The organism is Stenotrophomonas sp. 62841_Sma (genome assembly GCF_056482945.1).
Genome location: NZ_CM151224.1, coordinates 4,022,296 through 4,048,386, shown reverse-complemented (window position 1 = coordinate 4,048,386; position 26,091 = coordinate 4,022,296). Strand labels below are relative to the sequence as shown.

At 67.0% G+C, this 26,091-nt stretch carries 24 protein-coding genes and 2 pseudogenes; 14 read left to right on the top strand and 12 right to left on the bottom strand.

All coding sequences use genetic code 11. From position 1 onward, the window contains the following. Nucleotides 1–79: 79 nt before the first annotated feature. On the top strand, nucleotides 80–742 hold the full coding sequence (locus ACZK5G_RS18890) for an SMI1/KNR4 family protein (protein ID WP_236494380.1): 663 nt from the start codon (nucleotides 80–82) through the stop codon (nucleotides 740–742). 51 nt (nucleotides 743–793) lie between these two features. On the opposite strand, the gene ACZK5G_RS18885 is transcribed toward ACZK5G_RS18890, so the two are convergent. Then, nucleotides 794–1,456 (bottom strand): TetR/AcrR family transcriptional regulator, encoded by a 663-nt coding sequence (locus ACZK5G_RS18885; protein WP_049421841.1) that lies wholly within the window; start codon nucleotides 1,454–1,456, stop codon nucleotides 794–796. Between the two features lie 75 nt (nucleotides 1,457–1,531). Between ACZK5G_RS18885 and ACZK5G_RS18880 the strand changes: the two genes are divergently transcribed. Continuing rightward, nucleotides 1,532–2,227, top strand: a complete 696-nt coding sequence (locus ACZK5G_RS18880) for a DAPG hydrolase family protein (RefSeq protein ID WP_478464395.1) — start codon at nucleotides 1,532–1,534, stop codon at nucleotides 2,225–2,227. 12 nt (nucleotides 2,228–2,239) lie between these two features. Here the strand turns inward: ACZK5G_RS18880 and ACZK5G_RS18875 are convergent. Together ACZK5G_RS18875 and ACZK5G_RS18870 are read right to left on the bottom strand one after the other, a co-directional pair. Beyond that, nucleotides 2,240–2,656 (bottom strand): annotated as a pseudogene (locus tag ACZK5G_RS18875) (VOC family protein). Between the two features lie 59 nt (nucleotides 2,657–2,715). Beyond that, nucleotides 2,716–3,819 carry an alkene reductase gene (locus tag ACZK5G_RS18870; protein ID WP_478464394.1) on the bottom strand — a complete coding sequence of 368 codons (1,104 nt, stop codon included), beginning with the start codon at nucleotides 3,817–3,819 and terminating at the stop codon, nucleotides 2,716–2,718. A gap of 130 nt (nucleotides 3,820–3,949) precedes the next feature. Between ACZK5G_RS18870 and ACZK5G_RS18865 the strand changes: the two genes are divergently transcribed. Next, nucleotides 3,950–4,855 (top strand): LysR family transcriptional regulator, encoded by a 906-nt coding sequence (locus tag ACZK5G_RS18865; RefSeq protein WP_478464392.1) that lies wholly within the window; start codon nucleotides 3,950–3,952, stop codon nucleotides 4,853–4,855. Between the two features lie 47 nt (nucleotides 4,856–4,902). Here the strand turns inward: ACZK5G_RS18865 and ACZK5G_RS18860 are convergent, their stop codons facing one another. After that, nucleotides 4,903–7,992 carry a TonB-dependent receptor domain-containing protein gene (locus tag ACZK5G_RS18860; RefSeq protein ID WP_121504397.1) on the bottom strand — a complete coding sequence of 1,030 codons (3,090 nt, stop codon included), beginning with the start codon at nucleotides 7,990–7,992 and terminating at the stop codon, nucleotides 4,903–4,905. A gap of 212 nt (nucleotides 7,993–8,204) precedes the next feature. Here ACZK5G_RS18860 and frmR point away from each other — a divergent pair, with 212 nt between their 5' ends. The 5 genes and pseudogenes from frmR to ACZK5G_RS18835 all read left to right on the top strand — a co-directional run bounded on the left by frmR (nucleotide 8,205) and on the right by ACZK5G_RS18835 (nucleotide 12,550). Then, the gene (frmR, locus tag ACZK5G_RS18855; RefSeq protein WP_005411009.1) at nucleotides 8,205–8,480 is read left to right on the top strand and encodes a formaldehyde-responsive transcriptional repressor FrmR; all 276 of its coding nucleotides are present in this window, start codon (nucleotides 8,205–8,207) and stop codon (nucleotides 8,478–8,480) included. Between the two features lie 66 nt (nucleotides 8,481–8,546). After that, nucleotides 8,547–9,656: an S-(hydroxymethyl)glutathione dehydrogenase/class III alcohol dehydrogenase gene (locus tag ACZK5G_RS18850; RefSeq protein ID WP_012512082.1), complete on the top strand. Its 1,110-nt coding sequence runs from the start codon at nucleotides 8,547–8,549 to the stop codon at nucleotides 9,654–9,656. Between the two features lie 8 nt (nucleotides 9,657–9,664). Next, nucleotides 9,665–10,021, top strand: a pseudogene (locus ACZK5G_RS18845) (YqcC family protein); the annotation flags it as partial. Nucleotides 10,022–10,087: 66 nt separating this feature from the next. Further along, nucleotides 10,088–10,918 carry an S-formylglutathione hydrolase gene (fghA, locus tag ACZK5G_RS18840; RefSeq protein WP_317218051.1) on the top strand — a complete coding sequence of 277 codons (831 nt, stop codon included), beginning with the start codon at nucleotides 10,088–10,090 and terminating at the stop codon, nucleotides 10,916–10,918. A gap of 186 nt (nucleotides 10,919–11,104) precedes the next feature. Next, nucleotides 11,105–12,550 carry a GGDEF domain-containing protein gene (locus ACZK5G_RS18835; protein ID WP_478464390.1) on the top strand — a complete coding sequence of 482 codons (1,446 nt, stop codon included), beginning with the start codon at nucleotides 11,105–11,107 and terminating at the stop codon, nucleotides 12,548–12,550. 54 nt (nucleotides 12,551–12,604) lie between these two features. On the opposite strand, the gene ACZK5G_RS18830 is transcribed toward ACZK5G_RS18835, so the two are convergent. Both ACZK5G_RS18830 and ACZK5G_RS18825 read right to left on the bottom strand, forming a co-directional pair. Next, the gene (locus ACZK5G_RS18830) at nucleotides 12,605–13,075 is read right to left on the bottom strand and encodes a hypothetical protein (RefSeq protein WP_049400257.1); all 471 of its coding nucleotides are present in this window, start codon (nucleotides 13,073–13,075) and stop codon (nucleotides 12,605–12,607) included. 5 nt (nucleotides 13,076–13,080) lie between these two features. After that, nucleotides 13,081–13,527: a universal stress protein gene (locus ACZK5G_RS18825; RefSeq protein ID WP_032129880.1), complete on the bottom strand. Its 447-nt coding sequence runs from the start codon at nucleotides 13,525–13,527 to the stop codon at nucleotides 13,081–13,083. A gap of 141 nt (nucleotides 13,528–13,668) precedes the next feature. On the opposite strand from ACZK5G_RS18825, the gene ACZK5G_RS18820 reads away from it, so the two are divergent. From ACZK5G_RS18820 to ACZK5G_RS18805, 4 genes are all read left to right on the top strand, one after another. Beyond that, a complete protein-coding gene (locus ACZK5G_RS18820; protein WP_478464389.1) occupies nucleotides 13,669–14,586 on the top strand; it encodes a LysR family transcriptional regulator in 918 nt (305 codons plus the stop codon). A gap of 153 nt (nucleotides 14,587–14,739) precedes the next feature. Beyond that, nucleotides 14,740–16,269, top strand: coding sequence for an MFS transporter (locus tag ACZK5G_RS18815; RefSeq protein WP_032129878.1), 1,530 nt, complete (start codon nucleotides 14,740–14,742; stop codon nucleotides 16,267–16,269). Between the two features lie 21 nt (nucleotides 16,270–16,290). Continuing rightward, a complete protein-coding gene (locus ACZK5G_RS18810) occupies nucleotides 16,291–17,373 on the top strand; it encodes an HlyD family secretion protein (protein ID WP_180845159.1) in 1,083 nt (360 codons plus the stop codon). Further along, nucleotides 17,370–18,782, top strand: a complete 1,413-nt coding sequence (locus tag ACZK5G_RS18805) for an efflux transporter outer membrane subunit (protein WP_478464387.1) — start codon at nucleotides 17,370–17,372, stop codon at nucleotides 18,780–18,782. Before ACZK5G_RS18810 ends, ACZK5G_RS18805 begins: the two co-directional genes overlap by 4 nt. 144 nt (nucleotides 18,783–18,926) lie before the next feature. On the opposite strand, the gene ACZK5G_RS18800 is transcribed toward ACZK5G_RS18805, so the two are convergent. The 6 genes from ACZK5G_RS18800 to ACZK5G_RS18775 form a co-directional block, all read right to left on the bottom strand. Next, on the bottom strand, nucleotides 18,927–19,490 hold the full coding sequence (locus tag ACZK5G_RS18800) for a DUF3916 domain-containing protein (protein WP_081352368.1): 564 nt from the start codon (nucleotides 19,488–19,490) through the stop codon (nucleotides 18,927–18,929). A gap of 245 nt (nucleotides 19,491–19,735) precedes the next feature. Further along, the gene (locus tag ACZK5G_RS18795; RefSeq protein ID WP_032129876.1) at nucleotides 19,736–20,074 is read right to left on the bottom strand and encodes a hypothetical protein; all 339 of its coding nucleotides are present in this window, start codon (nucleotides 20,072–20,074) and stop codon (nucleotides 19,736–19,738) included. Nucleotides 20,075–20,151: 77 nt separating this feature from the next. Beyond that, the gene (locus tag ACZK5G_RS18790; protein ID WP_032129875.1) at nucleotides 20,152–21,093 is read right to left on the bottom strand and encodes a DegV family protein; all 942 of its coding nucleotides are present in this window, start codon (nucleotides 21,091–21,093) and stop codon (nucleotides 20,152–20,154) included. Between the two features lie 95 nt (nucleotides 21,094–21,188). Continuing rightward, nucleotides 21,189–21,821: a DsbA family protein gene (locus tag ACZK5G_RS18785; protein ID WP_478464385.1), complete on the bottom strand. Its 633-nt coding sequence runs from the start codon at nucleotides 21,819–21,821 to the stop codon at nucleotides 21,189–21,191. Nucleotides 21,822–21,841: 20 nt separating this feature from the next. Continuing rightward, a complete protein-coding gene (locus tag ACZK5G_RS18780) occupies nucleotides 21,842–23,104 on the bottom strand; it encodes an amidohydrolase family protein (RefSeq protein ID WP_049400250.1) in 1,263 nt (420 codons plus the stop codon). Further along, nucleotides 23,104–24,513: an amidohydrolase gene (locus tag ACZK5G_RS18775; RefSeq protein WP_049462465.1), complete on the bottom strand. Its 1,410-nt coding sequence runs from the start codon at nucleotides 24,511–24,513 to the stop codon at nucleotides 23,104–23,106. The genes ACZK5G_RS18780 and ACZK5G_RS18775 overlap by 1 nt, the downstream gene beginning before the upstream one ends. A gap of 151 nt (nucleotides 24,514–24,664) precedes the next feature. On the opposite strand from ACZK5G_RS18775, the gene ACZK5G_RS18770 reads away from it, so the two are divergent. Then, nucleotides 24,665–25,441 (top strand): AMP nucleosidase, encoded by a 777-nt coding sequence (locus ACZK5G_RS18770; RefSeq protein WP_005414446.1) that lies wholly within the window; start codon nucleotides 24,665–24,667, stop codon nucleotides 25,439–25,441. A 43-nt stretch (nucleotides 25,442–25,484) separates the two neighbouring features. After that, a complete protein-coding gene (locus ACZK5G_RS18765; RefSeq protein ID WP_006384394.1) occupies nucleotides 25,485–26,024 on the top strand; it encodes a DUF924 family protein in 540 nt (179 codons plus the stop codon). Nucleotides 26,025–26,091 lie beyond the last annotated feature (67 nt).

Genomic DNA, 26,091 nt, shown 5'->3' with positions numbered 1-26,091 from the left:
TTCCGGGGAGATCCACGCCATGCGTGGATGGCGTTCACCCGCTAGAGTGAGTCTTCTCAACAAAAGGACGTCATTGAGCATGCTCGCCGATCTCGAACAGGCTTCCGGCCAGACCTTCCCGCCGTTGTTCCGCCAGCTGGTGGAAGGCAACCGTTTCAGCTGGGGCGAGCAGGGCCCGAACTGGTACCGCACGGTGTTCCCGCAGGTGCAGCCGCAGCCGCCGGTACTGCTGTATGCCAACGACTATGAACCGATCGAGCCGAGCGAACTGCGCGCAGCGTGGGAAGATCTGACTGCCGAAGATCATTACAACCCGCTGCGCGATGATCTGAAACTGCTGCCGTTCGCGCGCACCGGCGCGGGTGATCATTACTGTTTCTGGACCAATGCACCGGGTTCCAGCGAGTCGCCGGTGCTGCTGGTCTGGCATGACGATGATCGCGCCGATCTGCTGGCCGCGAACTTCCAGGACTTCCTGTTCCGCAAGATGGCCGAAGCGGTGGTGGAGCTGGAGGAAGAGGATTCGCTGCTTTCGGAGGGCGATATCGGAACCAATCTGCAGGCTTGGCTCGGTACCCATCGTGGCTGGCTGCGAGGGGACCAGGTAGCGGCGCTGGAGGCGTTGTATGCACGCGTGGATGACATCACTGCGGGTGAGATCAGTGACGAGGACGTGCAGCCGCTGTTGCAGCTGATCGCGTTCGACGGTATCGACAGCGAAATGCCCTACGTGCAGGCGTGACCTGATCCGAAGCGCTGCCGGTAGAACCTCGCCATGCGTGGATGCGGCCGGCTACGGCACCTGCAGTACGGGTGCCAACAATTCCAGGCAATCACGCAGATGCACCTCTACCGGCGCATCCTCGGCCACCACACCGATCACGCGTTCGCGCAGCGGCTCGGCCACGGCCATCGCCAGGATCAGCCGTGCCATGCACGCGGCATCTCCCTCGCGCAGCAGCCCGCGCTGCTGCTGACGCGCCAGCCAGTCGGCCAGCAGCGCACGGCCGCGTTCGATGCCATTGTCCAGATAGGCCTGCAGCAGCGCGTCCTTGCCGGGAAAGTCGGTGGCCAGCAGGCGGAATACCTGCACTGCCTGCGCCGACAGTGCCTGCGCGCACACCGCGTGCAGGATGGCCTGCAGCAACGGCATCACCTCATCGGCGTCGTGCGCATCGCGCTGCAACTGCGGCGCGAAGCCGTCGGTCCACTCGCGCACGGCCAACCCGACCAGTTCTTCGCGGTTGCTGGCGTGGCGGTACACGGTCTTCTTCGCTACCCCGGCGTGCGCCGCCACCGCTTCGATGGTGGTGGCCTCGTAACCCTGTGCCAGCAGCAGCTCCAGCGTGGCCTGCAGCACCGCGTGGCGGACTTCGGCTTCCGGCCGCGCAGGGCGGCCGCGGCGGCGGATTGGTGAGGGTGGCTCGGGCAGGGTGGTGCTGTTCATTGCGCCCATCTTACCGCATTCGGATAATTGCGAAACGAAGAACGTTTCCGTATTGTCAGGTCTCCCGACATGCAGGAGACCCCGATGGATACCGCTGTGAACGCCGGCGCCTGGCTGGACCACCACGATCTGCTCGACCCCGCACCGATGCGCTTGGAAACCGGCATCCAGCGCCGCGAAGATGGCACCCTGCTGGTGGCGGTGCGTACCGATCTGCACGGTTGCAAGGGCCGCATGCTGGACTGGTGGTTCACCTTCTTCGAGACCACACAGCACATCCGCTGGTGGCATCCGGTCGATCATGTCGAGCATCGCGGCTGGGACGCGGCCTGGCAGCGCGGACGCAGCTACCACGGTGCCAGCATCCACGCGGTGGAATCGCTGGCCGACATCCCGCCGGTGGCGGCGCGCCTGAAGTTCCATGACCCGCGCACGTTGCTGGTGCCCGGGCGCCTGCAGGCGGCACAGGATGCAGGCGATGTATCGGCAGTGATCGCCGCGCGCATCGGCTTTGGCGACCACGTACGCCTGGATGCAAACGGTGATCCCTGCGACGGGCAGATGCTGCACGTGGCGCGCGATACGCCGTTTGGCTGTGTGCTGCGCAGCCGCTTCGTGCTCGGCCTGGACAGCACCGATCCGCAGCGCGATGCCGGCGATGCGGTCGGCCTGGGCCTGCTCAAGCACTGCTACACGGAGTTCAGTTTCCTCTCGCGCCTGCTGCCGTCGCTGTACTACGGTGAGCGCGCCAACGGTGAAGCAGTGCCGTTGCCGTGGTGAACGATGCGCCGGTCACTCGGCCAGCGCGTCGTAGCCTTCGCCGCTGAACTGGATCAGGCAGAAGCCATGCCCGAACGGATCGGCCAGCACGGCGATGCGGCCCCAGCGGCGCTCGCGCACAGGCTGTTCGAGCGTCGCCCCGGCCGCAACCGCACGTGCCAGTGCCGCCTCGATGTCATCCACCACCCAGTCCAGGTGCAGCGGCGTCCAGTGACGCTCGTAGTCGCGCACGTCGCCATCCGCGGTGGCTGCGCTGCCGGCCTAGTTCTGCAGCAGGTACAGCGGCGTTGGCCCACCGAGCAGCTCCACGGCGCCCGGGCCTAGACGGCGCCCGATGCTCAGGCCGAAGGCTCGGATGTAGAAGTCCTCGGCAGTGGCAAGATCGGGGACATCGAGGTTGACGATGAACGATGCGGTGGGCGTATCCATGGCCAGATCCGGTGGATGCGGGTGGGCAGTGTACGCCCGCATCCACGCATCGCGTGGCTCTACTGCGCGCGCGGGTAATCGAGGTAGCCTGCCTCGCCGCCACCGTAATAGGTATTGCGGTCGGGCGTGGCCAGCGCGTCGTCGCGTTGCAGGCGTTCGACCAGATCCGGGTTGGCGATGAACGGCTGGCCGAATGCGGCCAGGTCGATGGTGCCGGCCTCGACCAGCTGCAAGGCGCGTTCGCGGGTCATGCCACCGGCCAGGATCAACGTGCCACCGTAGACCTGCTTGAACTGCTGCAGGAACGCCTCGCCCAGCACCGACTGGCCCGCCTGCAGGTTGTCGTTGAGATGCACATAGGCCAGGCCGCGCTTGCCCAGTTCCTCGGCCAGGTACAGATAGGTGGCTTCGTTGTCGGGGTAGAACGGCATGTCGAAGGTGAGGTTGTTCGGTGCCAGGCGCACGCCGATGCGGTGCGCACCGATGCGCTGGGCCATCGCATCCACCGTCTCCAGGATCAATCGCGCGCGGTTCGGCAGCGAGCCGCCGTAGCGGTCCTCGCGTTCGTTGATGAGCGGGTTGAGGAACTGCTCGAACAGGTAGCCGTTGGCGGCATGCAGTTCGATGCCATCGAAGCCGGCAGCGATGGCGTTGTCGGCGCCGCGTGCGAAGTCGTCGATGATGCCGGGGATCTCCGCAGTCTCCAGTGCACGTGCCGGGGTGGGATCGGCATGGCCGCGGCTGCCGTCGTCCAGATAGACGAACGAGGTGTTCTTCGGTGCGCTGGCCACCGGGCGGGTACCGGCGCTGACCGGTTGTCCGCCCTCAGGCTGCAGCGAGGCATGCGACATGCGGCCGACGTGCCAGAGCTGGGCGAAGATCGTGCCCTGCGCGGCATGCACCGCCTCGGTGACGAGCTTCCACCCGGCCACCTGCTCGGCCGACCAGATACCCGGCACATCGATGTAGCCCTGGCCCTGCGGCGAGACCGGCGTGCCTTCGCTGATGATCAGGCCGGCGCTGGCACGCTGCCGGTAATACTGCGCGGTGAGCGCGTTGGCGATCGCGCCGGGATTGCGGGCGCGGGTCATCGGCGCCATTGCGATGCGGTTGCGCAGGGCGGTTCCTGACAGGTCGAACGGGCGGAAGAGGGCGGTGGTCATGTCGGTCATCTCGGTGCGGGGGAGAGGCGCCAGCGGCGCGATGCACACAGGATGGAGTTGACATGCAGGCGCATAAAGCGCTTCGATCTCCCTTGGTGCGGGACTATTTGTCCCCAATGGAGTGAGAGCGATGCTGCCTCTGGAATCCTTGAATGGCCTGGTCACGTTCGTCACGACCGCGCGCTCGGGCAGCTTCACCGAGGCGGCAGACGCGCTGGGCATCTCGCGCTCGGCGGTGGGCAAGGCCATCGCCCGTCTGGAAGCGCGGCTGGGCGTGCGCCTGTTCCATCGCACTACGCGGCGCATCGCGCTGACCACTGATGGCGAGGCGTACTACGCCTCCTGTGCGGCGGCGCTGGAAGAAATCTCCGCGGCCGAGGCCTGTCTGGGTTCGGCGGGCCTGCCCAGCGGGCGGCTGCGCATCGACATGCCGTCCTCGTTCGGGCGGCTGGTGGTGCTGCCGGTGCTGCTGCGGTTGTGCCGGCAGTATCCGGACCTGCAGTTGACGATGACCTTCACCGATCACTTCGTCGATCCGGTCGAAGAGGGCATCGACCTGCTGATCCGTTTCGGTGGGCTGCACCAGGCCGAGCACCTGGTCGCGCGCCGGTTGGGGCGCCAGCGCCTGGTCACCTGCGCATCGCCGGCGTACCTGCAGGCGCATGGCGTGCCGCGCACGGTGCAGGAACTGGCGCAGCACCGCAGCATCGTCGGCTTCCGCCACGGGCAACCGATCTGGTGGCGGATCGGCAGCGAGGAGGACGAGGGAACGTTCATTCCCAGTGCGCCCTATCAACTCAACGATGGCGACGCGGTGATCGAAGCGGCCATCGCCGGCCTCGGCATCTGCCAGATGCCCATGTCACTGGTGCGCCGCCATCTCGATTCCGGCGTGCTGCAATCGGTGCTGGACGAACACATGCAGCGGTACATCGACATCCATGCGCTGTGGCCACCGACGCGCCACCTGCGGCCGAAGGTGCGCTATGTGGTGGATGAGTTGACCCGGTTGGCGGAACAAGGTCTGTTTGATTGAGCGGGGCCCGTACACCGGGCCCCGCCTGTGGAAACGCTGCGCCAGGCCTACTTGAAGTTGTAGCGCAGGCTGGCCATGTAGCGACGGCCCAGTGCATCCAGTACATACGGGAACGGCCCGATGTCATCGCCCACGTTGATCACCGACAACGTCACGCGCGCGGCGTCGGTGATGCGGTAGGTGACGTTGGCGTCCCAGGTGGTCCAGCTGTCGCGGTAGAAGTACTGACGGCTTTCCGGGGTATCGGTCATCGTGTACTGGGCGCGGCTGGTGTAGTTGGAGGCCACGCCGTAGTTCCAGTTGCCGATGCGATGCTGGGCCGTCCAACGGAACTGGCGCTTGGGCTCGTTGAAGCTGCCCGCCTGTTCGACGAACGGCACGTCCCGGTTCGCGGCCTGGCCACGGTTCTTCGGCATGTAGCCGTAGAAGTCCAGGTCCAGTACGCCGAAGCGCGACAGGTCCCAACGGTAGCCGACTTCGGCGGTCCAGCCACGGAACATCAGCACCGGGCCGTTGCCATACTCGGTCTTGATGCTGGTAGCCACGCCGGTGTTCGGATCACGCGTCACCAGGCTGCAGAAGCGGTTGGCGTTGGGGACGTTGGCGGCGTTGAAGTCGGCAGTGTCGAAGCAACCGGTGATGATGTCGTTGGCGCTCAGCGACGTGATCACGTTGTTGATCTTGATGTCATACCAGTCGGCGGCGACGCGCAGGCCCGGGATCCATTCCGGCGCGAACACGATGCCGGCCGTCCACGACTTCGCCGTTTCGTTCTGCAGGCGGGTGCTGCCGTTGGTCGAACCCAGCGTATTGGTCGGCTGCTGGCGGAAGGTGTTCGGATCGGCACCCGGGTAGGCGGCGAAGAACGCCTCGCAGTTGCGGCGACGCACCGCCGGATTTGAGCCGCCGCTGATGTTGTCCAGCGAGCACACTTCCGGGATGTTGTAGTAGGCCGGCTGCTGGGTGGTGTAGAGCTCGGCGATGGAGGGCGCGCGTAGTGACTGGGTCTTGTTGCCGCGCAGCTGCAGGCCGGCGATCGGTTCGTACTGGATGCCGTAGGTGAACGCATTGAACGCGCCGGCGACGGAGTTGTCGACGCGGCGGAACTTGGCGGTCAGGTCCAGGCGATGCAGGCCCGGAATATCCCAGTCGGGATTGAACAGCGGTGCCAGCACTTCGGCGAACACTTCATTGGTGTGGTACTTGCCTTCCGCCGCCTGGGTCGGCACTGAGCGGCCCTGGCCCAGGCGCTGGTACTCGCTGGGGGTGAAGGAGCCTTCTTCGCGGCGGTGTTCGAAGCCGGCCGCTGCGGACAGCTCGCCGCCGGGAAGATCGAACAGGCCGCCGGATACCGACGCATTGATGACGGTCTGGCGGGTCTGCGCCTTGGCCACGGTCCGGGTGGAGACATAGTCCAGGGCTTCGCGCGACGCCTGGTTCTCGCCGAACAGATTCAGCGGGCGGCAGTTCGCATCGGCCGTGGTGCCCGGGCGGGTGGCATCACAGATGATGCGCCCGCTGGCGTCGGTGGTGACGTTGATCGCATTGATGAAGTTCTGCTGGATCAGGCCGGTGCCGAGGTAGTCGAAGTCACCGCGGCCGTGGGTGACGCTGGCTTCCCAGTTGAAGCTGCGCTTTCCGACCTCGAAGAAGCCGTTCAGGCCGAGCACCGCACGGGTCAGGCGGGTTTCGGTGCTGGCGTTGTTCATCGACAGGTCGCGCGAAGATCGCGACAGGCGGAACGAGGTGATGCCGTTGTCGGCGAGGATCTTGCGGGTTTCCGCACTGAGGAACGGATTGCTGGCGCTGAAGGTCAGTGCACCGCTGGCGGTACCGCCGCCATCCAGGCGCGCATTGCCGAAGGACACCGCGTTGTAGACGTTCTGGTCGAGGGTTTCGCGGGCGGTCGCTTCGTATCGCGAAAGTTCGAAGAAGCCACGCACGTTGTCGGTGAAGTCGAAGCTGCCGGTGGAGAATACCGAGCGTCGTTCGAGGTCGGCGATCAGCGGCACCGTCTCGAACAGGTTCAGGCCGTCACCGCCGGAGGCGTTGCCGCCCGCGTAGCTGGTGCCGGGATTGAACTCGACCAGCTTGCCCTCGTTGTTGAACTGCCACAGTTTGTCTTTGTTCGGGCCGAAGCCAAGGATGTCGCCCAGGCCGTTGCGCGTGTAGCTGCCGGTCGCCGGCATCACCAGGCCACCGAAGGTCATGCTGGCAATGCGCCGGTTGCGGATCCAGACCTGGTCGGGGATACCATCGCGGGGCCCGGTGTTGAACGGAATGCTGCCGTCGATGCGGCCATCATTGGTTGGCCGGCGCAGGGGCTGGGCAGTGGCATTGGCCGCTGTGGGATTGGCCTGCAGGCTGTAGCCCTGGCGGTAGAAATCGCGTTGCAGCGCGTTCACCCCATCGGCGTTGTCCAGTTCCGCCGCCACCACAATGTGGCCACGGCCATCAGCGAAGTCGGTACCGAAGATGGCCGACCAGGAGTAGCGCTCGTTGTCGTTCTTGCTGGTCCTGCCGTAGCCCAGCTCGACTTCGGCACCCTCGAACCGGTCGCGCAGGATGATGTTGTTGACGCCGGAGATCGCATCCGAGCCATAGGTGGGTGCACCGCCAACGCTCAGGCTTTCAATGCGTTGCACCATGACGCTGGGAATGGCGTTCATGTCGACCTGGATGCCCGAGCCGCCGCCGGCTCCGAAGATGGTGGGCGGTGTAGAGGTGACGAAGCGGCGTCCATTGACCAGGGTCAGCAGGCGATTGCTGCCCAGCCCGAACTTGCTGGCGAAGTTGACGCCTGCACCGAAGCCGGCCTGGTCGCCGCGCGAACTGACGCCGGCACTGACCCCGGGAATCCGGGTCAGGGCATCGATGAGGTTGGTGTCGCCATAGTTCTCGATCGATTCACGGCTGACCACCGCGGCGGGCTCGAGCGTGTCGAAACCGGCGCGGTAGATGCGCGAGCCGGTGACGGTCATCCGGTCCAGCTGCACGGGGGTCTTGCTGCTGGCGGGCTCGGCCTTCTGTTCCTGCGTGGCGGCCTGCTGCGCCATGGCCGGTGCGGCGGCCACCAGCACCAATGCCGAACCCAGCGCGACAGACAAGCGACTGCGGGCGAACAACGGTCGGTACATGATTTCTCCCTGGTCACGCCAATGTGACTCGGGGGTAAACGCGGGCGGAAGGCAGGCACCCTACGTCATGAAAAAGTAACAAATGAATCTATTTATTGTTCATTCATATTCTCGGCTGATCTGTCCCTGGGGCATGCCTCGGCAGCACCAGATGGCTTCATTCGCCCCTGTGTGTATACTATCCCCCAGTATAGTTCCGAGGTGGCCCCGCCATGCCGCACTCCCCCGAAGAGAAGAAGAAGGTCCTGGCCCGCGTGCGCCGTATCCGCGGCCAGTGCGATGCGCTGGACCGCGCGCTGGAAGCCGGTGCCGACTGCGGGCCGGTGCTGCAGCAGATCGCCGCCATCCGTGGCGCGGTCAACGGCCTGATGTCCGAGGTGATGGAGGCCCATCTGCGCGAGGAGTTCGGGCAACCCGCTGCCTCAGACGAACAACGCGCCGAACGCGTGCGCGACATGAGCGCGTTGATCCGCTCGTACCTGAAATAAGCATCGGCGACATATCCCGCCGATCGTCCTGCCATTCCCTTTCCGCCTGATCCTGGAGAAGCCACCATGAAGTCCCGTGCCGCCGTCGCCTTTGGTCCCGGCCAGCCGCTGCAGATCGTCGAGATCGACGTCGCCCCGCCGAAGAAGGGCGAGGTGCTGGTCAAGATCACCCACACCGGCGTCTGCCATACCGATGCCTTCACCCTGTCCGGCGATGATCCGGAAGGCCTGTTCCCGGTGGTGCTGGGCCATGAAGGCGCCGGCATCGTGGTGGAGGTCGGTGAGGGCGTGACCAGCGTCAAGCCCGGCGACCACGTGATTCCGCTGTACACCGCCGAGTGTGGCGAGTGCCTGTTCTGCAAGAGCGGCAAGACCAACCTGTGCGTGTCGGTGCGTGCCACCCAGGGCAAGGGCGTGATGCCCGACGGCACCAGCCGCTTCAGCTACAACGGCGAGCCGCTGTACCACTACATGGGTTGCTCGACCTTCAGCGAGTACACCGTGGTGGCCGAAGTCTCGCTGGCGAAGATCAATCCGGACGCGAACCCGGAGCACGTCTGCCTGCTCGGTTGTGGCGTCACCACCGGCATCGGCGCGGTGCACAACACCGCCAAGGTGCAGGAAGGCGACAGCGTGGCGGTGTTCGGCCTGGGTGGCATCGGCCTGGCGGTGATCCAGGGTGCGCGCCAGGCCAAGGCCGGCCGCATCATCGCGGTGGACACCAACCCGTCCAAGTTCGAACTGGCGCGCGAATTCGGCGCCACCGACTGCATCAACCCGAAGGACTACGACAAGCCGATCCAGCAGGTCATCGTCGAGATGACCACCTGGGGCGTGGACCACAGCTTCGAGTGCATCGGCAACGTCAACGTGATGCGCGCGGCGCTGGAATGCGCGCACCGTGGCTGGGGCCAGAGCGTGGTGATCGGCGTGGCCGGTTCCGGCCAGGAGATCTCCACCCGTCCGTTCCAGCTGGTGACCGGGCGCAAGTGGATGGGCACCGCCTTCGGCGGCGTGAAGGGCCGCAGCCAGTTGCCGGGCATGGTGGAGGACGCGATGAAGGGCGATATCGAACTGGCACCGTTCGTCACCCACACCATGGACCTGGACAAGATCAACGAAGCCTTCGACCTGATGCACGAAGGCAAGTCGATCCGGTCGGTGGTCCACTACTGAGCCGCGTCATGGGCTGGCTGGATGCTCTGCGCCGGCCGCGTGCGGAAGACCCGCGCGCGGCCCTGGTGGTTCCGATCGAGCAGGCGTTGCGTGCGCTGGGCTGGGTAGTGGGCGAGGTGGGGCCACCGCGTGCGGTGACCTCGGCCTTCGGCAGCGACGATGGCATGCCGTTCGAGCAGTGGCTTGCGCAGGTATTCCTGCCGCGCCTTCATGAGGCGCGCGCAGCCGGACAGTGGCCGCCGCGCAGCGATGTGGCCGTGGCGGCCTGGCGCAATCTTGATGACCAGCCTGGCGTCGAATCGTTGCTGCGCCTGCTGGCGCAGCTGGATGAACGGATCAACAAAGGCATCCACGCCGCGCGTGGACAAGCCGACCAAGGTCGGCATCTACCAGAAGCACGCGTGCGCTGGCGCGCCGCGCAGGAGAACACCATGGAACGTATTGAACACCGCGCCTGTTTCGGCGGCTGGCAGGACGTCTACCGGCATCATTCCACCACGCTGGGCTGCGACATGCAGTTCGCCGTGTACCTGCCGCCGCAGGCGGAAACGCAGAAACTGCCGGTGCTGTACTGGCTGAGCGGGCTGACCTGCACCGAGCAGAACGTCATCACCAAGGCGGGCGCGCAGCGCTACGCGGCCGAGCATGGCGTGATCATCGTCGCGCCCGATACCAGCCCACGCGGCGATGACGTGGCCGATGCCGAGGGCTATGACCTGGGCAAGGGGGCGGGGTTCTACCTCAATGCCACCCGTGCACCGTGGGCGAAGCACTACCGCATGCACGACTACGTGGCGCAGGAACTGCCGGCACTGATCGAGGCGAATTTCCCGGTCACCGATGCGCGCGGCATCAGCGGCCACTCGATGGGCGGTCACGGTGCGCTGGTGATCGCGCTGCGCAACCCGGGGCGCTACCGCAGCGTGTCGGCGTTCTCGCCGATCGTTGCGCCCAGCCACGTGCCGTGGGGGCAGAAGGCCTTCCACGCCTACCTGGGCGACAACCCGGCGGACTGGGCGCAGTGGGATGCCAGCGAACTGGTCGCCGTGGCCACTGAGCGCCTGCCGTTGCTGGTCGACCAGGGCGAGGCGGACGAATTCCTGCAGACCCAGCTGCAACCGCAGCGCCTGCAGCAGGCCTGTGATGCCGCCGGTCATCCGCTGACCCTGCGCCTGCAGCCGGGCTACGACCACAGCTACTACTTCATCGCCAGTTTCATCGGCGAGCACATCGCCCACCACGCCTGCGCCCTGCACGGCTGACGGCTTTCCGGTAGTGCCGGCCGCTGGCCGGCAACCTGCAGCCCTGTGATTCCCCGGGATTGCCGGCCAGCGGCCGGCACTCCCATGGCGGGGCACGCGAAGTGTCGTATTGCCGTATTGGATCACGTGGCCGTGTCGCGGGCGGGGCTATCGTGCGCCCATACGGCCTTGCGGATCGGGGGATGCATGCCGGTAGTGCTGGCGCTGCTGTATGTGCTGTGCCACGGCCTGGTCGTGGCCCTGTGGCCGGGTCCCGCCGGTGCGGGTTCCTTCGGGTTCCTCACGGGTGCCCCGTTGCTGGCGGCGGCGGCCTGCCTGTGGCGGGCGCGGCGCGACCGTGCCGCGCTCGGCTGGCGCGCCACCGCCCTGGCGCTGCTGCTCTGGGCGGGTGGCATGGCCGTCAACATGATCGATGCGCTCGGTGCCGGCCGTGCCGATGTCACGCCGCAGGCCAGCCTGTTCCTGTATGTGCTGTACGGCGTGCCGCTGGTGTTCATCCTGGCCCGTGCACGCCGCGAGCGGCTGAGCATCAGCCTGATCGACGCGGCGATGGCCGCGTTGCTGGGCGTGCTGTTCTTCGTGCATGCGCAGTCGTTCGCCGCGCGCGTCGACATCGACGACCACGCGTTGTCCAACATGCAGCGCATGTTCGATATCCAGAATCTGTGCATTGCCGGGTTCGCGGTGGTGCGCTGGCTGGTGGGCGACGTTCCGGAGCGGCGCAACTTCTTCCGCGCGCTGGCGATCTACGCGGTGGGCTACCTGATGGTGGCGTACTACATCAACCACTACACCTCGGAACAGTCCTTCGGTGCCTACAACGATCTGCTGATCGACCTGCCGTTCCTGCTGCTGGCGTTGCTGGCGGTGAGCCAGGCGCCCGCGCCGACGTTCGTGATGCACCCGAGGCTGGGCAGAACGGTGCAGGCGGCGGGGCCGATGATCCTGCCATTGCTGCTGCTGGTGGTGGGTACCCTGGTGGTCGACCATGCGCGGCCGCTGGCGGTCACTGGCTTCGTGGTGGCAACGCTGGGCTTCGGCGTGCGCAGCATCCTGTTGCAGGTGGACTTGATGGAACGGCAGGCATCGCTGGACCAGCTCGCTCGGCAGGATGGCCTGACCGGTGTGGCCAACCGGCGTGAGTTCGATGCACTGCTGCTGGCGGAATGGAACCGTGCGCGGCGCAGCGGCAGCGAGTTGGGGCTGCTGTTGCTGGACATCGACCATTTCAAGGTCTTCAACGACCGCCACGGACATCCGGCCGGGGACCGCTGCCTGCAGGCCGTGGCCACGGTCCTGAAGATCAGTGCCGGCCGTGCCGGTGACAGTGTTGCCCGTTACGGCGGCGAGGAATTTGCGGTGATCGTGCCCGGAAGCCCGCTGTCGGGCGTGCTGGCGCTGGCCGAGCGCCTGCGTGAGGCGGTGGCGGCGCTGCCACTGCCGGAAGGGTCGGTCAGTATCAGCATCGGCGTGGGCTACCTGCACCCGCCGGCTCTGGCCAGCGCCGATCAGTTGCTGGCGGATGCCGATGCCGGCCTGTACGCCGCCAAGCGTGCCGGTCGCAACCAGGTGATCCTGCATGCGCACGTGCTCGACGACGAAGGCAGTGCGCATGGCAGGATGGATTGCTGAGCGCGCCGGGTGCCCGGTCCCCGTGCGTGATTGCGCACGGGCGGTGCGGCCGGGTCAGCGCTGCCGCAACCAGCCAGTGGGATCGAGCAGCCTCAGCCCGACCGGTGACAACGAGCGCTGGCGCAACGGCAGGTTTGCCGCCTGCACGGCCATCGCACAGCGCGCCAGCTGCTGGCGCAACGGTGCCAGCGTGTCATCTTCGCGCGGGCGTGCATGCCGCCACTGGGCGATGCGCAGCAGGCAGACCAGCAGGTCCAGTTCGCTGGCCGCGATGAACGGTGAGCCAGCGGGCAGCAGGTCGATCGGGGCGGTGGGCGTGGCCAGCAGCGGCAGCAGGCCGACGAACGCGTCGCAGCCTTCGGGATCAATACCGAGGCTGCTCAGCTGGGCGAGTCCATCGGCCTGTTGATCAGGATCGTGCAGCTGGCGTATCGCCGCCAGCAGTGCCTGTTCGCCGCGGCCGAACTGGCGGCCGAAGGCGCGGTAGTTGACGCGGGTGGGAAACAACGGGGAACGGGAGGCCATGGTTGCTAGGGTTGTGGGTCGCGGGTTTCCACCAGCACGGGACAGGGCGCGTGGTCGATGGTCCATTGCCCGATCGAGGGTTCGAACAGGCGTTCCAGGCGGGACAGGTGGCGGTGGCCGATGACGATCAGGTCGCACTTCAGGCGCCGGGCCTGCTCGCTGATCACTTCGCCCGGGTCACCCGAGGGAATCTGCGCGATGGCGTCGACGCCGCGCTCGCGCAGCTCGGCCAGGGCTTCGGCCAGCACCGCTTCGGCCCGCGAGCGCTGGCGGGCGGCTTCCGGGTACTCGATGCGGTCGGCTTCGCTGGCATCGGCCGCCAGCGCGAATTCGGGGTCGAGCACGCACAGCAGGTGCAGGCGGCTGTGGGGGCCGGCGATGGCTGCGGCCAGGTCCAGCACGCGTGCGTGCTGGGGGCCACCGTCCAGGGCGACCAGCAGGGTATTGAACATGGATGTCTCCTTGGCAGGCCGGGGATGGTCGCCGATGTCACTGCGCGCACCCATGCCGTGCGCGGCAGTCAATGAATGCGTAAAACGCAATCCGCTGTGGTTACAAGTGTCGTAGAGTCATCTGATTTACTGGAGACTGTCATGCCCCTGCCGGACCTGAACCTGTTGCTGGCACTGGACGTGCTGATTGACGAATGCAGCGTGGCCGCCGCCGCGCGGCGGATGAACCTGAGCGCGCCGGCGATGAGCCGTACCCTGGGCCGGATCCGCACCGCGCTGGGCGACCCGGTGCTGGTGCGTGCCGGCCGCGGTCTGGCCCCCACGCCCCGCGCGCTGCAGCTGCGTGAGCAGGTCCGCGATGTGATCGAGCAGGCCCACCGTGTGTTCAACGCCGGTCGCGAGATCGACCTGCGCACCCTGGAGCGCACCTTCAATGTCCGCGCCAATGATGTCTTCATCGGTGGATTCGGCGGACGCCTGCGTGAACTGTTCCGCCAGCAGGCGCCGCGCGCGGTACTGCGCTTCGTGCCCGAGGGCGATACCGACGACGACGCGATGGCGCAGGGCCGGATCGACCTGTACATCAGCACCGCCGGCAAGCATGCACCCGATACCAAGGTGCAGAACCTGTTCAGTACCTCGTTCATGGGCGCCGCGCGCGAAGATCATCCGCTGTTCAATGAGGAGATCAGCGCCGAGCGTTTTGCTGCCTGCGACCACATCGCGGTGTCGCGGCGGGGACTGCCGCGTGGCCCGATCGATGACGACCTGGCCACGCTGGGCCTGCAGCGGCGGGTGGCGCTGATCAGCCCGACCTTCCACGGCGCGATCTTCGCGGCCGCCGAATCGGACCTGATCCTGCCGCAGATGCCGAGCGTGATGCTGGAGCGGATCGTCAGCATGCGCCTGCCGCTGCGCCTGTTCCCGCTGCCGATCCCGGTGCGCACCGCCGCCATCGTCCAGGCCTGGCACCCGCGGCTGGACAACGATGCTGCGCACCAGTGGCTGCGGCGCTCGATCAAGACCATGTGCGAAAGCGCAGGGGAGGCTTCGCGCTGACACTTTCATGCGTGCGCGTGACGCACGCCTGGGATGCGGGCTGCGCCATTTTTCGCAGGGTACCAGCTCCCTAGACTGCGCTCCCCGGAGTTTCACTGAGCGCATTCCAATGACCCCCAACATGCCGTGCACTGCACGGATCGGTGCCCGGCGATGAGTACGCCGGCCGCCGCTGTCCCGGCCGCTGCTGCGCCCCGTCCTGCCGCCGCCCCCGGGCTCGACCGCCGCGTTCTGGTCGGCCTGTGTGGCGTGCTGCTGGCGGTGCTGGTGTCGGGCTTCAACGAGAACATCACCAAGGTCGCCCTGGCCGACATCCGCGGTGCGATGGGTTTCAGCGTCGATGACGGCAGCTGGATCGTCGCCCTCTACAGCGCGATGTCGGTCAGCGCGATGGCCTTCGCCCCGTGGTGTGCCGCCACCTTCTCGCTGCGCCGCTTCGCGCTGGCGATGATCGGTGGCTTCATGGTGCTGGGCGTGCTCTGCCCGCTTGCGCCGAACCTGCAGGTGTTCCTGCTGCTGCGCGCGCTGCAGGGGCTGTGTGGTGGTGCGCTGCCGCCGCTGCTGATGAGCGTGGCACTGCGCTTCCTGCCGCCCGGCATCAAGCTGTATGGCCTGGCGGGCTACGCGTTGACCGCTACCTTCGGCCCGAGCATGGGCACGCCGCTGGCCGCGTTCTGGGTCGAGCAGGTGGGCTGGCACTGGGCGTTCTGGCAGATCGTGCCGTACTGCCTGGCTGCCATGGCGATGGTCAGCTGGGGCCTGCCGCAGGACCCGCTGCGGCTGGAGCGTTTTGCCCAGTTCGATGGCGTGGGTCTGGCGCTGGGCCTGCCGGCGCTGGTGCTGCTGGTGCTGGGCCTGGTGCAGGGCCCGCGCCTGAACTGGTTCGACTCGCCGATGATCACCCTGATGATCGGTGGCGGCGCCGGCCTGATGGTGCTGTTCATGATCAATGAGTGGTTCCACCCGCTGCCGTTCTTCAAGCTGCAGCTGCTGGCCAACCGCAACCTCAGCTACTCGCTGGTGACGCTGGGCGGCGTGCTGTTCGTGCTGCTGGCAGTGATCTCGATTCCCTCCGGTTTCCTGGCCAGCGTGCAGGGCTACCGGCCATTGCAGACCGCACCGATGCTGCTGTGGGTGGCGCTGCCACAGGTGATCGCACTGCCGTTGGTGGCGGCGTTGTTGAACATCCGCGCAGTGGATTGCCGCTGGGTGCAGGCCACCGGCCTGGCGATGCTGGCGCTGGCCTGCTGGCTGGGCTCGCACCTGGATGTGGCCTGGATCCGCGACAACTTCCTGTGGGTACAGCTGCTGCAGGTATTCGCCCAGCCGATGGCGGTGTTGCCGCTGCTGATGCTGGCCACTGGCGGGCTGGCACCGCAGGACGGTCCGTTCGCCTCGGCGTGGTTCAACACGGTCAAGGGCTTTGCTGCCGTGCTCGCCAGCGGCGTGCTGGATGCCGTCGCCCAGGGCCGCCGTCATTTCCATTCCACCGTACTGGTCGACCGCCTCGGCGAGCAGCCGTGGCTGGCCGAGGGCCCGCAGCTGGGCGCGCGCCTGCATGCGCAGGTGCAGGCGCTGACCTCGGCCGACCTGTACTGGGTGGTCGCGCTGGTGGCGCTGGCCTTCATTCCCCTCATTGCCTGGATGCCCACCCGCATCCATCCGCCACGTGCCGTGGCCTGAACCTTTCGCAGGAACCCCCTCATGACGATCAATCGAACCACTCTCAATACCGGCCTGGGCCTGGGCGTGCTGGCCCTGGCCATCGGTGCCTGGCTGCTGCTGCGCGACGGCGGTCACCAGACCACCAACAATGCCTATGTCGTTGCCGACTACACGCTGGTTGCGCCGAAGATTCCCGGCTTCGTCAGTGCCGTGGAAGTAGAGGACAACCAGTCGGTGAAGGCTGGCGACGTGCTTGCCCGCATCGACGACCGCGACTACCAGGTGGCCCTGCAGGCGGCCCGTGCCGACCTCGCCAACGCCCGTGCACAGCTGGCCAACGCGCAGGCCGCACTGGCCCAGCAGGACTCGCTGATCGAACAGGCCAAGGCCAGCGTCGATGTCAGCCGTTCCGAACTGACCCTGGCCAGCGCCGACCAGCAGCGCTACCGCGAACTGGCCCGTGACGGTGCCGGTACCGTGCAGAACGCACAGCAGGCGCAGTCGAAGCAGGCCGTGGCCAGTGCGCATCTGCAGCAGGGCCAGGCCGCGCTGTCGACCGCACGCCAGCGCACCGACATCCTCAGCGCGGGCGTGCAGGCTGCACAGGCGGCGGTGCAGCGTGCGGAAGCGGCGCAGGCGCGTGCCGAACTGGATCTGTCGCACACCGTGCTGCGCGCGCCGATCGACGGCATGGTCGGCCGCCGTGCGGTACGCGTGGGCGCCTACCTGACCCCGGGTACGCCGGTGGCTGCGGTGGTACCGCTGAAGCGCGCCTTCGTGGTCGCCAACTTCCAGGAAACGCAGATGACCCGCATGCAGGCCGGCCAGCAGGTCGAGCTGAAGGTGGACGTGTTCCCGGGCAAGCCGTTGCGCGGGCACATCGACAGCATCGCACCGGCCACCGGCGTCACCTTCGCCGCCGTCGCACCGGAAAACGCCACCGGCAACTTCACCAAGGTGGTGCAGCGCATTCCGGTGAAGATCGTGCTGGAGCCGGGCCAGCCGCTGCTGGACCAGCTGCGTGCCGGCATGTCGGTGGAAGCCAGCGTTGACCTGGGCAGCCGCGCGCGCGCGCAGAGCGTGCAGCACAGTCCGGGCCACAAGAGCGGGGAGGGCGCATGAGCGCAGTCACCGTGTTCCGCACCTTCGTTGCGGCCAGCCTGTGCACGGCCTTGGCTGCCTGCACGATGGGGCCGGACTTCGTACGCCCGCAGGCGGAACTGCCCAGCCACTGGCAGGGTGAGGCCGTCGCCGGCAACGCCATCGACCAGGACGCGGCCTGGTGGGCCGGTTTCGACGATCCGCTGCTGGGGCAGCTGGCCAACCAGGTGCTGGCGGCCAACCTGGACCTGCAGCTGGCGGCCAACCGCGTGCAGCAGAGCCGTGCTGCACGCGGCATCACCGCCGCCGATCGCCTGCCCAGCGTCAGCGCGAGCGCCAGTGGCGTGCGTGCACGCAACAGCGAGGTGGGCCTGAATGATCCGTCCGGCAACGGCGGCCGTGATGACTACGGGCTGTTCCAGGCCGGTATCGGCCTGAGCTGGGAACTGGACCTGTGGGGCCGCGTGCGGCGGCAGGTGGAAGCGGCCGACGCGCGCGTGCAGATGGCCGAGGAGGATGCACATGCAGTGCGCATCGCGCTGCTGGCGGAAACCGCGCGTGATTACCTGCAGCTGCGCGCGACGCGGCAGCTGCTGGCGATCACCGAGGATAACCTCAGCATCGCCCACGACATCAAACGCCTGACCGAAGCACGCCAACGCCAGGGTGTGGCCAGCACGCTGCAGGTGTCCAGCGCGGCCGCGCAGGTGGCATCGCTGCAGGCACGCATCGCGCCGTTGCAGCATCGCGAATCGCAGCTGCGCAATGCGCTGGCGTTCCTGCTGGCGCAGCCGCCGCAGGCGCTGGACGCGCAGCTGCAGGACGCACGCCGTGACTGGCCGGCGTTGCCGGCCGTAGCGGTGGGGCTGCCCAGTGAACTGGCCGAGCGTCGCCCGGACATCCGTCGTGCCGAAGCGGCACTGCATGCGGCAACGGCAGGCATCGGCGTGGCCAAGGCCAGTTTCCTGCCGCGCATCACCTTGAATGGCGACGCCGGCTTCCAGGCCAAGCAGCTGGATGATCTGGATGGCTGGAACGCGCACCGCTTCAGCATCGGTCCGTCGATCAGCCTACCGATCTTCCAGGGCGGACGGCTGAAGGCCAATCTCGCGCTGAGCAGGCTGCAGCAGCAACAGTCGGCGCTGCAGTTCCGCCGTACCGTGCTGCAGGCCTGGCATGAAGTGGACGACGCCATCGATGGCTATGCCGCCGAGCAGCAGCGCACGGTGCAGCTGCATGTGGCGGTGGACGAGAGCGAGAGCGCACTGGGCGCGGCGCGCCGGCAGTACCAGGCTGGCGTGGTCGACATGCTGGATGTGCTGACCACCCAGCGCATCGCGCTGGACAACCAGGCCGCGCTGGCCAACAGCCAGGCCACCGCCGCGATCGCGCGTGTAGAGCTGTACCGCGCGCTGGGCGGAGGCTGGTAGCGATAGGGAAACGCCGGGCCATGCCCGGCGGTTCGTCGGTAGTTGCCAACCTTGGTTGGCAGTTTTTTTGGAGCGCCAACCAAGGGTGGCGTCTACCAGAGCCCGTCGTGCGCCGGGCCACGTGCTGTGGACCCGGTGGACGCATCAACACCGGTCCGCTACCTCGCCGTAAAACCAGTATTCCTGTTCCAGACCGTCATCGTGGTCGGTGGGAGGAATGCTGACCTGCACACCTCGCTCCTCAACGCCTTGGGGTAGGACGAGCTGCCATTCGGCGGAAAGACTGCGCGAGGTGATGGCGGTGACCTGGCCATCGGCTGTCGAGGCGACGTGGCCCTGGAAGTACGCTTCGTCCAGGTAAAGGCAAATCTCGCTGGAGAACATCCCTGGCTGGGCGATGCAGCAGGTTACCCGCACAGTAGCTTGTGAAGCGGGCCGCGACTGGATCAGATTTGCGCAGGCGCTGATGAGCGATTGGGCGCAGGCACGCTGGATTCTCAGGGTGGTGGCCGGGCCTTCGATCAGACCGGCTCGGGTCGGAACCTTGTAGTTCCAGTAGCGAGCTTGACTGCCCAACTCCTCTGGCGAGGGAAACGCACCACTGAAGCAGTCAGCCCAATGCTGCAGGTCGCGTAGTCGGCGTGGGGCATCGCGCAGCTTCTTCTCGCCGCGCGTACCCGGCCGGGTGATGGCATCTCTGTTTCTCATCCCCACAGTGTGCCAGCCACATGCGCGGCGGGTTGGAAAGCGCCAACCGAGGTTGGCATCTACCGGAGCAGCCCTCGGAAGCGCAGGGCCATGTCCGGCGGCGCGTCAGTAGTGGCCAACCTTGGTTGGCAGCCGTTTGTGCAAGCGCCAACCAAGGTTGGCGTCTACCAGAGCATGGTCATCGGCACCGGGTCGATCACGACACGGGCACGGTAGCGCCGGGCCATGCCCGGCGGGCGGGTGCCTCAACGCACGTCGCGCAGTTCCCAATGGTGGCCTGCCAGCAGGCGCAGGCGCTGCTTGAACACGTCACTGTCGATGCGGGTGGTGGCCACCAGGTTGATGCGCAGGTCCTTCTGCTCGCCGGTCACGGTGGCATCCGGATCGGTCACGCCCCACTGCGGTTCCACCGCGTCCGGGTCAGGCTGCTTGGCCTTCCAGCGCTCGAACAGGCTGCCATTGCGCAGCGCATCCTGCAGCTCTTCGGCGAAACCGGCGGCGCCCTGCGAATGGAAGGACAGGTCAGGATCGTTGCCGCGGGCCTTGGACGGGTCGGGCAGGCTGATGTGGTACTGCGCAGGCATGGAGTTCTCCTTGAAGTGCGGGAAGACTGGCATAACCGCGGTGGAATCGATGTGCAGATCCGCGCCGCGTCGGGGCCTCACTCGAACCGATGCGGCCCATCGGCGAAGCCCACGGTGACTGCGCCCTTGCCGACGTTGACCATGCCGGTCAGGCTCATCACCGATTCGTACACGGTCACGCCATGGGTGGCGCAGACCTCTTTCAGCTGTGCATAGCCGGGCAGGGTGCGCAGCTCTTCCAGCTCACCGCCGTAGCTCACGCACACCGTCGGTGTCATCAGCCCGGCACGAACCCGCTGGCCGACCACCGCGAACAACTTCTGCACGGCGTTGTCGAAGCCCTTGATCTTGGCCACCGGCCCGGTCTCGCCGCGGTAACCGTGCAGCACCGGCTTGATGTCCAGCGCACTGCCCAGTGCGGCGCTGAGCAGGCCGACACTGCGGTCGCCCTTGTGCCGCGCACGCGCGCGCATGTAGTACAGGTCACGGGTGACCATGTAGCCGTGCACGTTGCTGGCCAGCTCCTCCAGCCGCTCGCGGATCTGCTGCACGCTGGCGTTGCTGTCGCGCAGGCGCACCGCTTCCACTGCGGTCACCGCCTGCGCGGCGAACAGGTTCTGGGTGTCGAGCACGCGCAGCGCGAACGGCGAGTTGTAACCCGCTGCCTGCCGCACCGGCTTGTAGTCGTTGAGGATGGCGAAGCTGGCCTGCAGCGCGTTGTCATGGATCGGGCTGCGGGTCTTGGTGATGGTCATGCAGAACACGTGGTCGTAATCGATCACCAACTGCTGCAGGAACAGGTCGCGGATCTGGTTGACGCTGAAGGGGATGGTTTCCGCTTCAGCACCGTGTTCGGCCACGTGCGCGTGCAGGAAGCTCAGTGTGGCCTGTTCATCGCGATGATCGGCCAGCACCGCTTCGCCGATGCGTACGGTGATCGGCAGCAGCACGATGTTGTGGGTGGCGATGAAGTCCGGCGGCAGGTCGCAGGCCGAGTCGACGACGATTCCGATGCGCATCCGCGGCTCCCCCTCCAGGGCGGTTGTAGGTTCGGAAACGTGAAATCTATCTCAAATCCCAGCCAGGCGCGCGAGGGAAACGCGCCACGCCCTGTTCAGCGACTGCGCTGCACCGCCACCGGCAGGGTGGCCAGGCGCAGCCATTCGGGCTGCCGCAGCAGGTCAGGATCGGCCAGAACGGCAGCCATCAGCGGGTGCGCGTCGTTGCCCCAGAACAGCTCCTCATCGATAGCCAGGGTCGGCACACCGAACACCCCGGCGCCAATTGCGGCCTCGGTGTTACGGCGTAGCTGCTCCTTCACCGCCGGGTCGGCGATGGCGCTGGCGACATCGTCAATACCCAGCTGTGCGGCCGGTTCGCGCAGGGCGTCAGGGTTGTCGGCCGCGTTGCCGTCGCGCCAGATCCAGTCGAACAGGACGTCCACCGCCTGCACGCTGGCACCGGCGGCCAGGCACAGGCGCAGGGCGGGCAGCGGGTTGAACGGATGGCCGGGCGGGAATCGCAGCGGTGTGCCCTCGGCCTGCGCGGTCCACAACAGCTGGCGGTAGATGAAGCGGCGCTTGGCCGGAATCTCGGCCGGCCCGAGGTTGCCCAGGTGATGCAGCACCGCACCGAAGGCGATCGGCACGGTCTGGATCTGCGCGAACTGCGGCAGCTGCTTCAGCTTCTGCCAGTGCAGGTAGGAGTAGGGCGAGATGAGGTCGAAGTACCAGCGCAGTGTCGCCATCGGTGTGTCCTCGTGTGCGGTCAGGGCTGCGCGTTGCGCTGCAGGTAGCGGTCACGCAGTTCGGTCTGGCGCGAGCGCATCGGCATCGCACGGCCGCCCAGCCAGACCTGCTCGGCATAGTGCGCCACGTCCAGCGGATCGCCCTCCCACAGCACCAGGTCGGCGCGCTTGCCGGGCTCGATGCTGCCGATCTGGTCGGCCACCCCGAACGCCTGTGCAGGCACCCGGGTCAGGCCGGCCAGGCCATCGGCCCACGGCAGGCCGTTGGCCACCGCGTTGCCGGCCAGCTGGCGCATCTTGCGCGCGTTGTGGGTGGCGTCGCCGCGCTGCACGAAGGACACCGCCACGCCGGCACGCTGCAGGCGCGCGGCGTTTTCCAGGGTGGCGCCGATCTGGTCGAAGCTGGCCGGCAGGTTGGCCAGCACGTCAACGAACACCGGCACCTGTGCGGCGGCCAGCTCCGGCGCGACCTGCCAGGCTTCGCTGGCACCGGCGATGGCGATCTTCACCTTTTCGCGGGTGGCCCAGCGCAGCAGCTGGCGGATATCGGAGGCGCGATCCACCTCCACCACGATGCGGCCCTGGCCGGCCAGGTAGCGACTGAGTGTGCGGCGTCCGGCTGGCGTCAGCAGCGCGTGCGGCGAGTCCGCAGCCACCTGTCCGCGTGCTTCGTCGATCATCTGCTGCAACAGCATCCATTGCGCGGCGCGCGAATGCCCGGTCAGTTCGGAGGCTGCCGCGCCGATGCGCAGGAACAGGGCACGCGGGCCGATAGGATCGGTGCTGCCATCGAGCCGCATCACGCCGCCCTGGCCGGCCACGAAACCACCGCCGGTGGCAGCGCCCAGCGCGGTGAAGCCGATGCCTTCCAGGCGCGTGACCGGAATCAGCACTGAGGCCGGGTTGTAGGCGAGGGTGACGTCGAATTCCGGCCGCAGTGGCTGCTCACCGAGCTTCAGCGAACTGTCCACCGTGCTCGATTCACCCGACACTTCTTCGATACCGGTCTCGGTGATGCCACCGAACAGTGCCGGTGTCAGGGGACGGCCATTGGCCTCGACCACGCTGGCGCCGGCCGGCGCCGACAGGCCGTTGCCCACCGCGCGGATGATGCCGCCCTGCACCAGCACATCGGCGTTCTGCAGGCTGCCACGTGCGCTGGCGGTGTGCACCGTTGCGTTGCGCACCAGCAGGTCTTGCGCCGATGCCGTGGTTGCCAGCAACAGCAACGCCACCACGGTAGCGCCGGGCCATGCCCGGCGACGCTTGTTCAACACGCCCATCAGCGCACCTCCTGGCCAAGCTGGAAATCGGAACGCGGCGTCGCTGCCGGTGCACTGCGGTCGTACAACCTGCGGCCATCAATGAAGACCTGCTCGGCCAGCGCGTACGAGCTGAAGGGATTGCCGTTCCAGACCACCACATCGGCCATCTTGCCGGCCTCCAGGGTGCCGGTCTGGCCTTCAATGCCCAGTGCCTTGGCGGCGTTGGCGGTCATCCAGGTGATGGCATGTTCGGGCGTGATCTCCGGCATGCGCGCGCGGCGCGCGGACGCCATCACCTTGGCCGCTTCCTGGTTCAGGCGCTGGATGCCTTCGGGTGAGTCGGAGTGGACGATGGCGCAGCTGTTCTTCGGCCGGTCGACCAGCGCGATGTTCTCCGGGATACCGTCGAAGGCTTCCATCTTGAAGCCCCACCAGTCGGCCCACAGCGCACCGCAGACGCCGTCGGCGGCCAGCCGGTCGGCCAGCTTGTAGGCCTCCACGCCGTGGTGGAAGGCGGCTACCTTGAAGCCGAATTCCTTGGCCAGATCGAGCATGGTGGCCATCTCGTCGGCGCGGTAGCAGTGGATGTGCACGCGGATGTCGCCTTCGATCGCACCGGCCAGCGTGTCCAGCTTGAGATCGCGCTTGCCGCCGGCATCACCGGCGCTGTCGCCCTTGTCGCTGCCGAACCAGCCCTTGCGCTTGGCCGGCTTCGGCTTGTTCTTGGCGATGTAGTCGGCGGCATCGATGAAGGCGGCGCGGTAGCCGGCCACGTTGCCCATGCGCGTGGCTGGGGTCACGCCCTTGCCTTCGCCATAGACCCGCTTGGGGTTCTCGCCGCAGGCCATCTTCAGGCCCCAGGGTGCACCGGGGAACTTCATCGCCTGGTAGGTCACCGCGGGTACGTTCTTGAGGGTCACGCCGCGGCCACCCACCAGGTTGGCCGAGCCCGGCAGCACCTGCATGCTGGTCACACCGCCGGCCAGCGCGGTGGCGAAGCCCGGGTCCTGCGGCCACACCGAGTGTTCGGCCCAGACGTTGGCGGTGACCGGTGCGGTCATCTCGTTGCCGTCGCTGTGCGCGCCGACGCCGGGGCTGGGGTACACGCCCAGGTGCGAGTGCACGTCGATCAGGCCAGGGGTGACCCACTTGCCCTGCGCATCGATGCGGGTGACACCGGCATCGGCCTGCAGCTGGCGGCCAACGGCGACGATGCGGCCCTCGCGCAGCAGCACGTCGGCATTGTCCAGGCGCTGGCCGGTGCCGGTCAGCACGGTGGCGTTCTGGATCAGCACCGGCGCATCGGGATGCGCCTGGTAGGTGCTGGGGTAGGGATCGGCGACGAAGCGCGAGGCGCCCACCGCCGGAGCCGTGCTCAATGAAAGCAGTGCCAGGGCTACCCCGGCGCGCAACAACGTCGATGCCATGCAGTTCCCCTTGCAGCTGGTCCAACCGTCGACGCTAGCCCGGAGGCGGCGGGCTTGCCAAGTGACCTTCTTCACAGGCCTGTCGACGGTGGCTCGACGGCACCGGCCGGGTGGCTGAAAATACCCGGTCCCCCGCCGTACCGGACTGCCCATGAAGAGCAAGCAGGAAATCGTCGACAACTGGCTGCCGCGCTATACCGGCGTACCGCTGGACCAGTTCGGCCAGCACATTCTGCTGACCAACTTCGGCGGCTACCTGCATACGTTCTCCGAGCTGACCGGCGCGCCGGTCATCGGCCTGGACCGGCCGATGGCCAGTGCCACCATCGATGGCATCACCATGATCAACTTCGGCATGGGCAGTCCCAATGCCGCGATCATCATGGACCTTCTGTCGGCGGTGATGCCCAAGGCGGTGCTGTTCCTGGGCAAGTGCGGTGGTCTCAAGCGCAAGAACCAGCTGGGCGACCTGGTGCTGCCGATCGCTGCGATCCGTGGCGAGGGTACCTCGGGCGACTACCTGCCGCCGGAAGTACCGGCGCTGCCGGCCTTCGCGCTGCAGCGTGCGGTTTCGACCATGATCCGCGACCTCGGCCACGATTACTGGACCGGCACCGTCTACACCACCAACCGCCGGGTCTGGGAGCACGACGAGGCCTTCAAGGAGCGGCTGCGGGCAATGCGCTGCATGGCCATCGACATGGAAACGGCCACGGTGTTCGCCGCCGGCTTCGCCAACCACATCCCCAGCGGCGCGCTGCTGCTGGTTTCGGACCAGCCGATGATCCCGGACGGGGTCAAGACCGAGGCCTCCGATGCCAAGGTCAGCTCCCAGTTCGTGGAAAACCATATCCAGATCGGCATCGAGGCGCTTAAGCTTATCCGGCGCAACGGCAAGTCGGTCCGCCACCTGCGCTTCGACGAATGATGATGAAGGCCGGGCGCGGGGCGTCCGGGCCTGGGAGTAGGTAATGGACGTTGCCGCGCAAGTGGTGGAATTCTGGAAGGAGGCGGGCCCTGCGAAGTGGTTCGCCCGCGACGACGCGTTCGACGCGCAGTTCCGCCAGTTGTTTCTGGATGAGCATTTCGCCGCCGCTTCGCGCGGGCGCGAGCATTGGCTGGGCAGTGCCGAAGGGGCGCTGGCCCTGATGCTGCTGCTGGACCAGTTCCCGCGCAACTGCTTCAGGGGCACTGCCCATTCCTACGCCACCGATGGCCTGGCCCGGCATTACGCCATGCGTGCCATCGAGGAAGGCCTGGACCTGCAGCTGGTGCCGAAGCTGCGCGCCTTCATCTACCTGCCGTTCGAGCACTCCGAGGATCCGCTGGACCAGGACCGCTCGGTGGCGATGTTCGACGTGCTGGGTGACAAGGAATACCTGCAGTACGCCGAACTGCACCGCGACATCATCCGCCGCTTCGGTCGCTTCCCGCATCGCAACGCCGTGCTGGGCCGCATCCCCACGCCGGAAGAACTGGATTACCTGGCCGAAGGCGGGTTCGCCGGCTAAGAAAAAGGGGACGGAGGGGATTAAGTCGTTTATGGCAAAAACGACTTAATCCCCTCCGTCCCCTTTT